Source organism: Paenibacillus sp. FSL H8-0280 (genome assembly GCF_045040665.1).
GTDB classification, from domain to species: domain Bacteria; phylum Bacillota; class Bacilli; order Paenibacillales; family Paenibacillaceae; genus Paenibacillus; species Paenibacillus xylanexedens_A.
In genome coordinates, this window is sequence record NZ_CP150296.1 from 231737 (window position 1) to 245828 (window position 14092).

Sequence of the window (14092 nt, forward strand, 5' to 3'; positions counted from 1 at the left end):
TGGTTGAGATATTGCGGAGCTATCCCTTTTTTGTTTCGTTTCATAGTTAAAGCAACATGACGTAAGGTGGGGAAGCAGGTTCATTTATTTTAGTTTAAATAAAAGAGTTGACAACCGATCATAAATCATTTATCTTTAACTTAAGATATTTAATTTAAATATAAATAACAACCAAAAACAAATATCTTTAATCCATTATGAGGAGAGATCAAGATGATGATCCCAACATTGACCAGAATAAATGAACTTTCAAGAAAAGCCAAAGAGGGCGGATTGACGGAGATGGAGAAAGAGGAACAGGTTCGTCTTCGCCAGGAATATCTGCAAACTTTTCGCGGTTCGGTCAACGACATTCTGTTGAATGCAACCATCTATGATCCAAACGGCGATGACGTGACTCCTGATAAATTGAAACAAGAACAGGCCAATCAAAATAACAACTAGAATATAATTCGCTAGATCATATATCTTAATTTTAAGATAATTCAAACTTATTATAAATCAATTAACTAACTCATTTAACTAACTTAAATATATATAACACCTACTCAATTCAAAACATGCTTACCAAACCAAGGAGGAATTAATCATGACTATTCAAACAGCAGGTATTCACCATATTACAGCTTTCGCAGGAGATCCACAGGCCAACGTTGATTTTTATGCCGGAGTTCTGGGACTTCGTCTGGTGAAAAAAACAATCAACTTCGATGCACCTGATGTATATCATCTGTACTTTGGCGATGAGCACGGAAGCCCGGGTACCATCATTACCTTCTTCCCATCGGCTGGTTCACCACGGGGCAAAATTGGCGGAGGACAGGTCGGCATCACTTCCTATGTCATTCCTCCTGGGTCGATTGGCTTCTGGCAGAATCGTCTGGAACAGTATAACATTGAGGTAACCAAAACAAGTCGCTTCAATGAAGACCTGCTTCAATTCGAAGATGGCGAAGGCCTGCGGCTTGAGCTTGTTGAACGGGAAGAGGGAGCAACCAGCACTTGGGCGCACGAAGGCATTCCAACAGATAAAGCAATCAAAGGCTTCGGTGGTGCTGTCCTGTTCAGTGTTAACCCACAAAGAACGATGGATGCTCTTGAGAAAATTTTGGGATTTGTCAGAGTGAGTGAAAATGAAGAGTATGCTCGTTTCCGGTCGAGTGGAGACATCGGTAATGTTGTGGATGTTCCAGTAACCCGTATACCTCTGGGCATGGGTGGAGCTGGAACGGTGCATCATATTGCATGGCGCGCCACAGATGACGTGGAACATGCACAGTGGAGTGAAGCTGTACGTGATTACGGGTACCAACCGACTCCAGTTCGGGATCGTCAGTACTTTAATGCAATTTACTTCAGAGAAGCTGGCGGCATTTTGTTTGAAATTGCTACAGATCCTCCGGGCTTTGCCAAAGATGAACCTGCTGATTCGCTTGGACAAAAATTGATGCTGCCTGAGTGGTTTGAGAAATACCGCCCTCAAATTGAGGACAATCTGCAACCGATCGAAGTCAGAACGCTCGTACCTGCTACAGCTGCGAATTAATTGGAGGGTTATTCTGTCATCAAAGTGTAAGTGTAAATGAAACCAAAGGAGCATTGAAGGATGATGGAGAAAAAGGTTACCTGGCTGGAGCTGTTTTACGATCTGCTCTTTGTAGCAGCGGTCGCCAAAGCGGGTCATGTCTTGTTACATGCCGAACATGGAGTAATTACGTTTGAATATTTAATGAAGTTTGTGCTTATTTTTATCCCTGTTTGGTGGGCATGGGTCGGTCAGACCTTGTTTATTAACCGCTATGGTCAAGACATCCTGATCCATCGAATATTCCTCATCCTTCAGCTTCTGTCCGTTATGGTCATGACGGCAAGCCTCTCTACCCATTTTGACCAATACTACCTGTCCTTCTTCATTGGATATATCGGCTCACGGGCATTTACGGCGATTCAGTATCTGACGGCTCACAAGTCAAAAGGCGAGCATCAGCAGCAAGCGGCTCGTTACTTGGGTATCTGTTTCCTTATTGGCATATTGATCTCATCGGGTTCATTGTTCTTCGATTCTTGGTTACGCTACGTGATTTTGTATGCGGGGATTGCCGTGGACATCATACTTCCGTTGATCGGACGCAAAAATCTGGTGAAGGTACCGGTTCAGACCCATCACTTGTTGGAACGTTTTGCGCTCTTTACACTCATCCTGTTGGGTGAATCGGTAGTGAGTATTATCGCTGTGCTGCAAGCCGACCATTGGGATATGAAATCCATTCTGTTTGCCGCCTTTACGTCCATATTTGTCATTGCGATATGGTGGCAATACTTCGACAACGTGGAGAAAAAGGTTAGCAAAGAGATCCAGACTGCCGGGCAAGCGATCATATACGGCCATCTGTTCATCTACATCTCCATGAGTATGATCGCTGCGTCCATTCAGCTGTTGTATCAGAATCAGCTGAACTATGTGTTCATGATAGGGTTTGTATTTGGATCAGCGCTACTGTATTTCTTGTCGACCTCACTTGTGTTCCACCGATACAGACACGCACATCTACGACTCCGGCCACGTCATCTGGCAGTCATGGTGGGGTTACTGGTGGCATTTGTCCTTGTTGATCTGGTCTACCGGGTTCCGGGTTATGTCATCATGGGCGAAGACATGTTATTCTTCCTGGTGTATGCGAAACTTACGACTTAATATGAGTACTATAAAATGAAGAAAAGTCACGGACAACAGGTGTCCGTGGCTTTTTATTATGCCGCTAATCCTGGACATTTTTTAATAATATAAATAAAGCACAAATCTAATTTAATTTCTTCTATAGAATCTGTTAATATGAGACTAGGTACAAGTGAATCTTCCAGATCATAGAATATCTTTTATATAAAATGAGTGTACGTTTTGTTATATAAATTGAACTAAACATTTACACGAAACGGAGAGGACAGAAAAAACCTGAAGAAGCGAAAGCGTTCGCCTTTATCCCCGGATTTTCCCCATATAAGGGGGATTCATAAAATCTGGGGATAACAGCGATCGGAAGGTTATTCTGTCATCGGAGTGTCCAGTGTAAATATTCTTTAGTTCAATTTATATAGTTCATTTTATATATAGCGATTCGTAGGTATGGGGATGACAATCAGGAGGGAAATCATTGAGCACACATCAAATCGGAGTTCCATTGGAAGGGTTTGCAGAGTTTAGTCGTACGGTTGCCGCTGAAGGAGCCGTTTTACTCAGAAATGAAGGCCAAGTGCTTCCACTTCGTGAAGACGAAAACGTTTCAGTTTTTGGACGGATTCAAGTCAATTATTATCGCAGCGGTACAGGTTCAGGCGGTAGTGTTCATGTAGCCTACACAACGAATCTATTGGATGGTCTGCGCAGCAAGAAGAATATAACGGTCAATGAAGAGCTAGCAGCTGTCTATGAGAAGTGGATTGAGGAAAATCCATTTGATGATGGCGGAAAAGTATGGGCGGCCGAGCCATGGAATCAGAAAGAAATGCCTTTGACGGATGAACTTGTTGCACAGGCTAGAAGCAAATCCAGCAAAGCCATTATCGTGATTGGACGTACAGCAGGAGAAGACCAGGATAATGCGGATGCGCCAGGAAGTTACCAACTGACAGAAGATGAGAAAGCGATGTTGAAGCAAGTTACTTCGCAGTTCGAACACACAATCGTTGTGTTGAATGTCTCAAATATCATCGACATGAGCTGGTTAAACGAAACGTATCTACATCCGATCCAAGGCGTAATTTACTCCTGGCATGGCGGTATGGAGGGTGGTAATGCGATTGCCGATGTGCTGGCGGGGGACGTTACACCAAGCGGTAAACTGACAGATACGATTGCATATTCCATTGAAGATTACCCTTCGACAAGCAACTACGGCAATGAGTTCAAGAACCTGTATCAGGAAGATATCTATGTAGGTTATCGTTATTTCGAAACGTTTCGACCTGAGCGCGTTCAGTTTGAATTCGGTTACGGCCTGTCTTATACGACGTTTTTGGCCCAACACGAAGAAGCAAAATCAGTGTCCAAAGACGGCCAAACCTACATTGAAGTTCGTGTAAATGTGACCAACTCAGGTACAACATATGCGGGCAAAGAGGTTGTACAAGTCTATTATGAAGCACCACAAGGCAAACTGGGACAACCGGTCAAGGCTTTGGTGGCTTTTGGCAAAACAGGATTGTTGCAGCCGGGCGAGTCAGAACTTCTGACGATCAGCTTCCCGATCCATGCCATGGCATCCTATGATGATGCAGGCGTTACAGGTCATGCTTCCGCATACGTTCTGGAAGAAGGAACATACCGACTGCATGTAGGAACCAGTGTGAAACAAGTGCAGCATATCAGCATTGATGGCCAGGATGGATATGTGATTGAATCTCTTCAATTGGTGGAGCAACTGCAAGAAGCGATGGCCCCAACTGAAGATTTTACACGGATGAAACCAGGTACGCGCAAGGAAGATGGATCTTATGAACTGACTTATGCAGAAGTACCGAAACGTAAGATATCCATGGCGAACCGGATTGAGCAGAATCTCCCGCAAACGCTGGAGCAGACGGGTAACCAGGGCCACAAGCTGAGTGACGTTAAGGCTGGCAAAGTGAGTCTGGAAACCTTCATTGCTCAACTGAGTGATCAGGATCTGGCGGCGATTGTCCGTGGTGAAGGCATGAGCAGTCCGCTCGTTACTTCGGGGACGGCATCTGCTTTTGGTGGTGTCAGCGACAGCCTGTTTAACTACGGTATTCCGGTAGCATGTACGGCAGATGGCCCGTCCGGTATTCGTATGGATAGTGGCGAGAAGGCAACACAGGTATCCATTGGTACGTTGCTTGCGGCGACATGGAACAAGGATCTTGTTGAAGAGTTGTATGTGATGGAAGGACAGGAATTGCTGAGAAATCAGGTGGATACCCTGCTCGGACCTGGACTCAATATCCGCCGGAGCCCGCTTAATGGCCGGAACTTTGAGTACTTCTCCGAAGATCCACTGATCTCGGGTGTATTTGCCGCAGCATGTACGAAAGGTATCATGAAGGGTGGTTCCAATGCCACACTGAAACACTTTGCCTGCAACAATCAGGAGAAACACCGCAGTAAAGTAGATGCTGTTGTCTCCGAACGTGCACTGCGTGAAATTTACCTGAAAGGGTTCGAAATCGCTGTAAAAGAAGGTGGAGCGAACTCCATCATGACTTCCTACAACCCGGTTAACGGGCACTGGGCGGCATCCAATTACGACCTGAATACGACGATCCTGCGCGGCGAATGGAATTTCGAGGGTATCGTAATGACCGACTGGTGGGCGATTATGAACGATGTGACCGAAGGTGGAGAAGCTGATCGCAAATACACCAACTGGATGATCCGTGCGCAGAATGATCTCTACATGGTTGTACCGAACTACGGCGCAGAGATCAATGGCTGGGACGACAACACGATTGAATCCTTGGAAAATGGAACATTGACTCGTGGAGAGCTGCAACGCTCGGCGATCAACATCTGCAAGTTCATCATGAATGCACCAGTGTCCGGCAGAAAACACGAGATCGTGGAGAACGTTGCTTCGTTCCAAGCGAATGCCTCCCTATCTGCTGCACAAGCTCAGGCGCTGGTTGAGAACGCACAGGTAAAACCTGCGGTAGCTGAACCGGTCTACATGAAAGTGGACGAGGCAGGCCATTACCGGATTATCGTACAGATCATGTCCCCAGAGCCGGAACTCGCTCAAAGTGCATGTAACCTGCTCCTGAATGACCAGTTGGTGACTACCATTCAAACGAATGGTACGGAAGGCAAATGGATCAGACAGAAACTTGTCAAAGTAGATCTTGAAGCAGGACTGTATGAATTGAAACTGGACTTCACGAAACCAGGCCTCCAGATTGACTGGATCGAATTCAAGCAGGTGTAGAAGATAATCGGAAATATCAGGTGATAAGAGCAATCGAAAGGTTGTTCTGTCATCCAAAGCAGAATACGTGGGTATATGACAAAGGACACTGTACGCGGGTGTCCTTTGTTGTAACACAGAATAGCTACTGTTATGATAGTGTTATGAGATTCGTAGTTCTGAACAATGGGGTCAGGGGTGTTGCGAGGAATGAGAAATTATAATTTTTTGAGTCCAATCCTGCTGGTTGTGGTGGCGCTGATTGTAAGAGGCCTGGTGACTAACCTGGGAGTTCTTTTCGGACTATCACAAGAAGTGGCGAGTAATATTGCCATGATAGCCATGATTATTGCTGCACTGATTATGTTTAATCGAATGACGAAGGCTCGGCGTAGAAAATAGAAAAGCTCGGATAACCAGAAGGTTATCCAAGACACGAAGACACCCTCCGGGTGTCTTTTTTTGTATTGACGTTCTGATCCTAACGTTTTAGACTATTGCTAATAAATAATAACATTAATAATAACGAAAATAACAAAATGATCAGACAAAGTACATGAAATCCGTTGCGCTCTCTATTTGCTAGCCCATTCCGGTCCCCAAAGGAGAATCCAATCATGAAGATCATTGCCGACAAACCATATATCGTTCAGGAAGGTCAGCCTTTGCAGATTAAGAAGCTGACCGTCGTCATAATGATGAAGAAGGACCGCAGGAGCGCTGATGAAGCGTTCAGTCGGTCCTTTATGTCATGGATCAGGCTGTGTGCAAGTTCGAGTGATGTCTATCAATACTGGTTAACGATGCGAGGGTTGGGTGAGAATACGTCATTGCAATCTCGGAAGTATCTACTTACGACATAATGTCCTGCTGAAGATCACCTTAATACGCTGGAATAATCTACGATGAAGTGAAGGGAGCTACATTATGGAAAGACAGCCTGTATTGGAAGTCATCGCTGTAGATGCGGCAGATGCCAAAGCAGCTGAGGAGGGAGGGGCTGATCGGATTGAGCTGGTGTCTGCGATGTCTGAAGGAGGACTTACCCCCAGTTATGGCGTCATGGAGCAGGTGGTGTCCCAGGTATCCATTCCGGTGTATGTCATGATCCGTCCGCATAGCCGCTCGTTCCGCTATAGCGCAGATGACATCCACGCCATGACCAGGGATGTACGCGTGGCGAGGGAACTTGGAGCCGCTGGCATTGTGATCGGCGCCCTCACCGGAAATGGTGAAGTCGACCTCATATCCTTGCAATCATGTATGGCCGAAGCTCAGGGTTTGGGCGTTACGTTTCATCGTGCAATTGATGTGAGCACAAGCTTGACTGAGGCGCTCAAGGCCATTAACACATTGGGCAACGTGGAGCGTGTGCTTACATCGGGAGGGAAACAGACAGCGCCTGAAGCCATACTGGAACTGAAACAGCTTCAGCAATTGGGGCAAACCTTGAACATCGCTGTCATGGCAGGGTCGGGGGTCACCATAGAGGGAATTCAAACGCTAGTGAGTCAGACAGGTATCACGGAAATCCATATGGGATCAGGCGTGAGGTACGAAGGCAGCTTTAATTATCCCATTGATCCACATTTGGTTGAAGAAGCCAAGCAGCAGTTATTGCTTGCATCACAGCCATTTCATGGACAGTAGTGCACTGAGTAGCGGTCCAAGCAAGGGTGGTCCAATGATATAGGGATGCGCTAAATAAAAGGAGTGATACGCCATGAATCAAGAACTGCAACCAGCCGAATGGATTAAGTCCGCAGCACAGGTCAGCCCATCCGAACGCCAGTTAAGGTGGCAGGAGATGGAGTTCTACGCGTTTATTCATTTTACGGTAAATACATTTACGGATCAGGAATGGGGCACTGGGGAGGAAGACCCGGCGATCTTCAATCCTTCTGAACTGAGCGCAACGCAATGGGTGGAGGCGTGTAAGGCTGCGGGGATGAAAGGGCTGATTTTGACGTGTAAGCATCATGATGGATTTTGTTTGTGGCCAAGTCAGTTTACAGCGCATACGGTCGCGGCTAGTCCGTGGAGGAATGGTGCGGGGGATTTGGTTCGGGAAGTCGCCGATGCCTGCCGTGAGGGTGGATTGAAGTTTGGCGTGTACCTGTCTCCTTGGGATCGGCATGAAGCCACTTATGGAGATTCCGAGAGGTATAACGAGTTTTTCCTCCAACAGTTGCGCGAGCTGCTTACGAATTATGGCGACATCTTCTGTGTATGGTTCGACGGTGCGTGTGGGGAGGGCCCGAATGGCAAAAGGCAGGTCTATGACTGGGACGCCTATTATGCGCTTATTCGTGAACTTCAGCCCGAAGCTGTCATCTCGGTATGTGGCCCGGATGTTCGCTGGTGTGGCAATGAAGCGGGACACACACGGGAATCGGAATGGAGCGTTGTGCCAGCGCATATGCAGGATAATGAGAAGATTCAGGAGCAATCGCAACAGGTGGATGATGGTGAGTTCGCCACAAGGATCAATACGCAGGACAGTGATTTGGGAAGCCGAGAGATCATTCGTTCCCAAGGTGACCAACTGATCTGGTACCCTGCCGAGGTGAATACCTCAATTCGCCCAGGATGGTTCTATCATGCCAGTGAAGATGATCAGGTCAAAACACTGGAAGAACTGCTCGCCGTCTATTACGGCGCAGTGGGGGGCAACGCCACCTTTTTACTCAATCTGCCACCGGATACACGTGGTCTCATTCACGAAACGGATGTCGAGCGACTACAGGAATTGGGAGATTCGCTGCGCACCATTTTTCAGGAAAATTTCGCCTTGCAGGCGCTGGTAAAAGCATCGGAGACGATGGATGAACAACATGCTGTATCGGAAGTGCTGAGGGAACGACGGGATACGTATTGGTGTCCTCACGAAGGAACGGAGCAGGCTTGGATCGAGCTGGATTTACAGGAAGAACGATCGTTTGACCGGGTGGTACTGATGGAACATATCCAGACAGGCCAACGGATTGAGCATTTTACACTGGAGTCACTGAGGGCAGATGGTGGTTGGGAAGAGTTTTACAAGGGGACGGTGGTGGGGCATAAGCGAATTTGCTGTTTCCCACAGGTCACATCGAGAAAGATGCGTTTAAGCATTCATGAATCCAGATGGTGCCCTACGTTGTCCGGGTTAGGCATATATCTGAGCGAGCGGGGAGGGTTGTAAAATGGCGGTGCTGACGTATAAAGGTTCACAATTTATGTATGATGGCGAGCCCATTCGGATTTTGTCGGGTGCCATCCATTATTTCAGAGTGGTCCCCGACTATTGGGAGGATCGGTTACTCAAGTTGAAAGCCTGCGGTTTCAATACGGTGGAAACGTATGTGCCGTGGAATGTTCATGAGCCGCAGCCGGGGCAGTATTGTTTTGAAGGCATGACTGATCTGGAACGATTTATTCGCACTGCGGGAGATGTGGGTCTGCATGTGATTGTTCGCCCAAGTCCTTATATATGTGCCGAGTGGGAGTTTGGCGGATTACCTGCCTGGCTGCTCGCTGATGATGAGATTCGTCTGCGATGTAATGATGCAAAATTTCTGACGAATGTGGATCGTTATTATGATGTGCTTTTGCCCAAATTGAAACCCCTTCTGAGCACCCATGGTGGGCCGATCATCGCGATGCAGATTGAAAATGAATACGGCAGTTTCGGCAATGACGCAAGTTACCTGCAATATTTACGGGATGGCATGGTAGAGCGGGGTATGGATGTGCTTCTGTTTACTTCGGATGGACCGACAGATCACATGCTACAGGCAGGATCGGTACCAGGGCATCTGGCTACAGTCAATTTCGGATCAGGGACGGAAGGAGCGTTCGCCAAGCTGCGTGAGTATCAGGCAGAAGAACCTTTGATGTGCATGGAATATTGGAACGGCTGGTTCGATCACTGGGGTGAGTCGCATCATACCCGGGATGCCGCAGATGTGGCTGGTGTGTTTGAGGAGATTTTTCGGGCAGGAGCTTCGGTTAACTTTTATATGTTCCACGGTGGAACGAACTTTGGATTTTATAACGGGGCGAACTGTCAGCAGAAGGATCAGTATGAACCCACCATTACAAGTTACGACTACGATTCACTGCTCAGTGAATCCGGGGAGCCAACAGCAAAATTTCATGCCGTACGTGATCTTATTGCTCGGTATATCAACGAAGATATGGGTGAGCTTGTGCTGCCAGAATCGAAGGGGACCCTCGCCTATGGGCGAGTGGAGTTGAACCAGCAGGCGTCATTACTTACACAATTGGACCGGATATCAGCCCCAGTGCAACGCACGAATCCAGAACCGATGGAGAAGCTGGGTCAGGATTATGGATTTATTTGTTATCAAACCCGAATTTCCAGGCCTAGAGAGCAACAGGAACTGGTGATTCAGGAGGTGCGTGACCGTGCGCTTGTGTTTGTGGATGGGCAATTTCAGGGCGTGCTGGAACGGGGGAATACGGCGTTATCGATTTCCTTTGAAGTACCGCCAGAGGGCGCAGAACTATTGATCCTTGTTGAAAATATGGGGCGAATCAATTATGGTCCGTACCTGAGAGATCCGAAGGGGATTACGGAGGGGGTGCGACATGGCTTTCAATTTTTATATGATTGGACGATTCATTGTCTGCCATTAACTGATCTGTCGGGTTTACAATTTAGTGATGTGATTAGCGAAGCAATTAAAGAAACAATTAATGAAGTACAGGGACCAGCATTTTATCGAGGAGAGTTTAATATCAGGGATGTAAGAGATACTTTTTTGCGACTGGATAGCTGGACCAAAGGGGTTGTATTTGTAAACGGATTCAATCTAGGTCGCTACTGGAATAAAGGACCGCAAAAAACATTGTATGTACCTGCTCCGCTCCTTCACGAAGGTGAGAATGAAATCATCGTATTTGAGCTTCATCAGACGGCTGATCTGGCCGTAACGTTTGTGGATACACCGGATTTGGGCTAGGAAAAGGAAAAAAGTAGAGCCAAACGATTATTGGCAATTGTCGTGTCCGCCGGAAAAAGGTATACGTTGGATATGGACATCGACTACAGGAGAGGATGAGGAAAAATGAAAATTGGACTCAGCACCTACAGTCTGCAACAAGCACTGGATCGCAAAGAATTAACCGTGCCGGATGCCATTCGCTGGATCGCCGATCAGGGCGGAGAACATGTGGAGATTGTTCCAATGGGATTCAGTCTGATTGATAATCCGGAGTTGATTGATGAGATTAAAGCTGCGGCAAAAGAGGTGGGGATCGACATTTCGAATTATGCCATCGGCGCTAACTTTGCTGTGCAGGAGGACGCCGAAGCGTTGGAGCAAGAGATCCAGAATGTGATGCGACATGTGGATGTGGCTGCTGCATTGGGTGTGAAACTGATGCGTCATGACGTGGCTTTCCGCCCTGCACCAGAGGGAACTGTAGCACAGTTCGAGATCGACCTGCCGGTACTGGTGAAAGCCTGTCAGCGGATAGCCGATTATGCAGCGGGTTTTGGAATCACAACAAGCGTGGAGAACCATGGGTACTATGTGCAGTCGAGCGAGCGAATTCAGCGTTTGTTACACGAAACGGCGCGGAGCAACTTCAAAACTACACTGGATGTTGGCAATTTCCTCTGTGTGGATGAAGATCCGGTGAGTGCCGTAAAAAATAATATTCCGTACGCATCGATCGTGCACGCCAAAGACTTCTACTGGAGACCTTCCTACCGGAATCCCGGTGAAGGGTGGTTCCAAACCTCGCATGGCAACTACCTACGAGGAGCCATTGTAGGCCAAGGTGATATCGACATGCCAGAGGTTTTCCGTGTGTTGAAACAATCCGGGTATGACGGATATATCTCGGTTGAATTTGAAGGCATGGAAGATTGCAAAACCGCCTCACGCATTGCTATGGAAAACGTCCGCCGCCTATGGGAAGAGGCATAGGGCTGAGTACTTGTTTTACATGAATAAAATTGAATCAAATTCTAAAGAAGGCGTGAGTAACAGTGGGGAAGCTTGGAACTGTAGGAGCGTTAGCGACCGCCTTTGTCTGCGGATTTCAACCGCTAGAGCGGTCAATAAAAGAAATTTGCAGACAACAGCGGCCGAAAGTCCAAGCATTCACCGTCGTTACGTTAAGCCGAATATTATAATTTCTTGAGTCAATTCATATGAAAACGATGGAGGAATCAGCACTATGTCCAAATTGAAAGTCGCCGTCATCGGTGCCGGATCCATATCCGATTGCCATTTGCAAGCCTACGCCAGTAACCCGGACGTTGAAATATACGCTATCTGTGACCTGAATGAAGCACGTGCCACGGAAGTGGCAAAGCAATATAATGCACCTCATGTGTTTACCGATTACAAAGAACTGCTCGCACTGCCCGAGATTCATTCCGTCAGCATCTGTACATGGAACGACTCCCATGCGGAGATTAGTATTGCTGCTCTGGACGCAGGCAAAAACGTGTTATGTGAGAAACCACTCTGCCAAACGGTGGAGGATGCGCTCGAAGTAGAGAAGGCGGTTCATCGCAGCGGAAAGCTGCTGCAAGTTGGTTTTGTTCGCCGCTATAGCGACAATGCACAGATTCTGAAGAAGTTTATCGACGAGGGTGAGCTGGGCGAGATCTATTATGCCAAAGCCTCCAGTCTGCGTCGTCTGGGCAATCCGGGTGGTTGGTTCTCGGATATCAACCGTTCCGGAGGTGGTCCGCTGATCGATATCGGGGTGCATGTGATCGACATATGCTGGTATCTGATGGGCAGACCGAAGGTGAAATCCGTCTCCGCTAACGTGTCTAACCGATTGGGGAACCGCTCGAACATTAACAATCTGTCGTTCTACAAAGCAGCGGACTATGATGCGGAACAGAACACTGTTGAGGATATGGCAAATGCCCTGATTCGTTTCGAGAACGGCGCGAGCCTACTCGTGGATGTCAGCTTCACGCTCCATGCCAAAGCGGATGAGACTTCGGTCAAACTATATGGCGACAAAGGCGGTGCCGAGTTGGAGCCGGAAATTTCGATTATTGGCGAGAAATTCAACACCATTTTGAACATGACTCCACAGGTGGATTTCAAATCATTCGACTTTATGGGCTCATTCCGCAACGAAATCAACCATTTTATCGACAGCACACAGGGCCGTAAAGAAACCCTTAGCCCCGTCGAGGACGGCGTCGAAGTGATGAAAATGCTTTGTGCCATCTACGAATCGGCACGCCAGGGACACGAAATCACGCTGTAAAGGTAGGATTGTATGGCGTTGTTACGCTACGTTGATACTTTACTACTCCGTTTCATTGAAAGTTATGAGCACTTCGCTCCTTTTCAATGAAAAGCTTCGCTCCGAGCAGGTATGGATTCGTCCTCTCCTCTTGCGGTTGGAGCAGAGCATGGAGCGAGCGCTAACGAATCTGAGGCGTCTTATTCAAGGATTCGAAGCGCTAGCAGAAATCTAAGGAACCTGACACACGCTATATCAGAATAAGCAGCAGTATACAGCGTTTCTATCAGCTGATTTCGTGAAATAAGGTGTCTGATGTTCCTTACAATTTATAAAGTGGACCTAAGGACCAAATAAGACGCCCTAAGTTCTTTAGAAAGTTTTCTACCCATTCGCAAGGATCAACCGCTTGGATTTCGAGACGTTATAAACGCGCTGACATCTATCATCGTAAATCTTCCCTGAACTGAAGTTGAAGACACATCCTATAGAGACTTACCGTTTACGCCATAAAAGAGAGTGCAGAACCAATCGAAAACAACGAAGCGCACTCTCTCTACCCTTGGATTTCCCTATAGAAACGAGGGAAATAAGGGGTTCCATAGTGACTGGAGAGGGCACCGCACTCAAAATAACAGAGTTACTAAGCCCCTTAACAGTTAAGTGAACCGTTTACGCCAAAACGGAGAGTGCAGAACCAATCCGAAGCAGCAAGCTAAAAGCTTCGGAAGATCCTACTACACTAAAAATGACAGGATTTAGGATGTCCTTCTTAGTTGAATTAATCGTTTACACGATAACGGAGAGGGCAGAAGAAATCTGAAGAAGCGAAGCGCTCGCCTTTATCCCCGGATTTCCCCTCTAGGGAAATAATCAAAAAAATCTGGGGATAACAGCGATCGAAAGATGGTACTGCACTCGGAGTGACCAGGCGTAACTTGCATGGT

General features: G+C 47.2%; 11 protein-coding genes. All 11 read left to right on the forward strand.

Going from position 1 to position 14092, the window contains the following annotated elements; translation table 11 throughout:
* The first annotated feature begins 216 nt into the window (after positions 1-216).
* The 11 genes from MHI12_RS01090 (at position 217) to MHI12_RS01140 (ending at position 13166) form a co-directional block, all read left to right on the forward strand.
* A complete protein-coding gene (locus MHI12_RS01090; RefSeq protein ID WP_076254330.1) occupies positions 217-444 on the forward strand; it encodes a DUF896 domain-containing protein in 228 nt (75 codons plus the stop codon).
* Between the two features lie 145 nt (positions 445-589).
* Positions 590-1546, forward strand: a complete 957-nt coding sequence (locus MHI12_RS01095; RefSeq protein WP_405171263.1) for a ring-cleaving dioxygenase — start codon at positions 590-592, stop codon at positions 1544-1546.
* A gap of 60 nt (positions 1547-1606) precedes the next feature.
* On the forward strand, positions 1607-2695 hold the full coding sequence (locus MHI12_RS01100) for a low temperature requirement protein A (RefSeq protein WP_405171264.1): 1089 nt from the start codon (positions 1607-1609) through the stop codon (positions 2693-2695).
* Positions 2696-3152: 457 nt separating this feature from the next.
* Positions 3153-5936, forward strand: coding sequence for a glycoside hydrolase family 3 C-terminal domain-containing protein (locus tag MHI12_RS01105; protein WP_405171265.1), 2784 nt, complete (start codon positions 3153-3155; stop codon positions 5934-5936).
* Between the two features lie 189 nt (positions 5937-6125).
* Positions 6126-6317, forward strand: a complete 192-nt coding sequence (locus MHI12_RS01110) for a hypothetical protein (RefSeq protein WP_017691199.1) — start codon at positions 6126-6128, stop codon at positions 6315-6317.
* 215 nt (positions 6318-6532) lie between these two features.
* Positions 6533-6778, forward strand: a complete 246-nt coding sequence (locus tag MHI12_RS01115; RefSeq protein ID WP_405171266.1) for a hypothetical protein — start codon at positions 6533-6535, stop codon at positions 6776-6778.
* A 64-nt stretch (positions 6779-6842) separates the two neighbouring features.
* Positions 6843-7565: a copper homeostasis protein CutC gene (locus MHI12_RS01120; protein ID WP_405171267.1), complete on the forward strand. Its 723-nt coding sequence runs from the start codon at positions 6843-6845 to the stop codon at positions 7563-7565.
* Between the two features lie 73 nt (positions 7566-7638).
* A complete protein-coding gene (locus tag MHI12_RS01125) occupies positions 7639-9099 on the forward strand; it encodes an alpha-L-fucosidase (protein WP_405171268.1) in 1461 nt (486 codons plus the stop codon).
* Between the two features lies 1 nt (position 9100).
* Positions 9101-10882: a beta-galactosidase gene (locus tag MHI12_RS01130; RefSeq protein WP_405171269.1), complete on the forward strand. Its 1782-nt coding sequence runs from the start codon at positions 9101-9103 to the stop codon at positions 10880-10882.
* A 105-nt stretch (positions 10883-10987) separates the two neighbouring features.
* Positions 10988-11854, forward strand: coding sequence for a sugar phosphate isomerase/epimerase family protein (locus MHI12_RS01135; protein WP_405171270.1), 867 nt, complete (start codon positions 10988-10990; stop codon positions 11852-11854).
* A gap of 253 nt (positions 11855-12107) precedes the next feature.
* Entirely contained in the window at positions 12108-13166 is a 1059-nt protein-coding gene (locus MHI12_RS01140; protein ID WP_405171271.1) for a Gfo/Idh/MocA family protein, read from the forward strand.
* Positions 13167-14092 lie beyond the last annotated feature (926 nt).

Excerpts from the sequence above, each read along its gene's own strand:
- MHI12_RS01110 (WP_017691199.1), top strand. The coding sequence starts at position 6,126 with ATGAGAAATTATAATTTTTTGAGTCCAATCCTGCTGGTTGTGGTGGCG.
- MHI12_RS01125 (WP_405171268.1), top strand. The coding sequence starts at position 7,639 with ATGAATCAAGAACTGCAACCAGCCGAATGGATTAAGTCCGCAGCACAG.
- MHI12_RS01140 (WP_405171271.1), top strand. The coding sequence starts at position 12,108 with ATGTCCAAATTGAAAGTCGCCGTCATCGGTGCCGGATCCATATCCGAT.
- MHI12_RS01095 (WP_405171263.1), top strand. The coding sequence starts at position 590 with ATGACTATTCAAACAGCAGGTATTCACCATATTACAGCTTTCGCAGGA.
- MHI12_RS01115 (WP_405171266.1), top strand. The coding sequence starts at position 6,533 with ATGAAGATCATTGCCGACAAACCATATATCGTTCAGGAAGGTCAGCCT.
- MHI12_RS01135 (WP_405171270.1), top strand. The coding sequence starts at position 10,988 with ATGAAAATTGGACTCAGCACCTACAGTCTGCAACAAGCACTGGATCGC.
- MHI12_RS01120 (WP_405171267.1), top strand. The coding sequence starts at position 6,843 with ATGGAAAGACAGCCTGTATTGGAAGTCATCGCTGTAGATGCGGCAGAT.
- MHI12_RS01130 (WP_405171269.1), top strand. The coding sequence starts at position 9,101 with ATGGCGGTGCTGACGTATAAAGGTTCACAATTTATGTATGATGGCGAG.
- MHI12_RS01090 (WP_076254330.1), top strand. The coding sequence starts at position 217 with ATGATCCCAACATTGACCAGAATAAATGAACTTTCAAGAAAAGCCAAA.
- MHI12_RS01100 (WP_405171264.1), top strand. The coding sequence starts at position 1,607 with ATGATGGAGAAAAAGGTTACCTGGCTGGAGCTGTTTTACGATCTGCTC.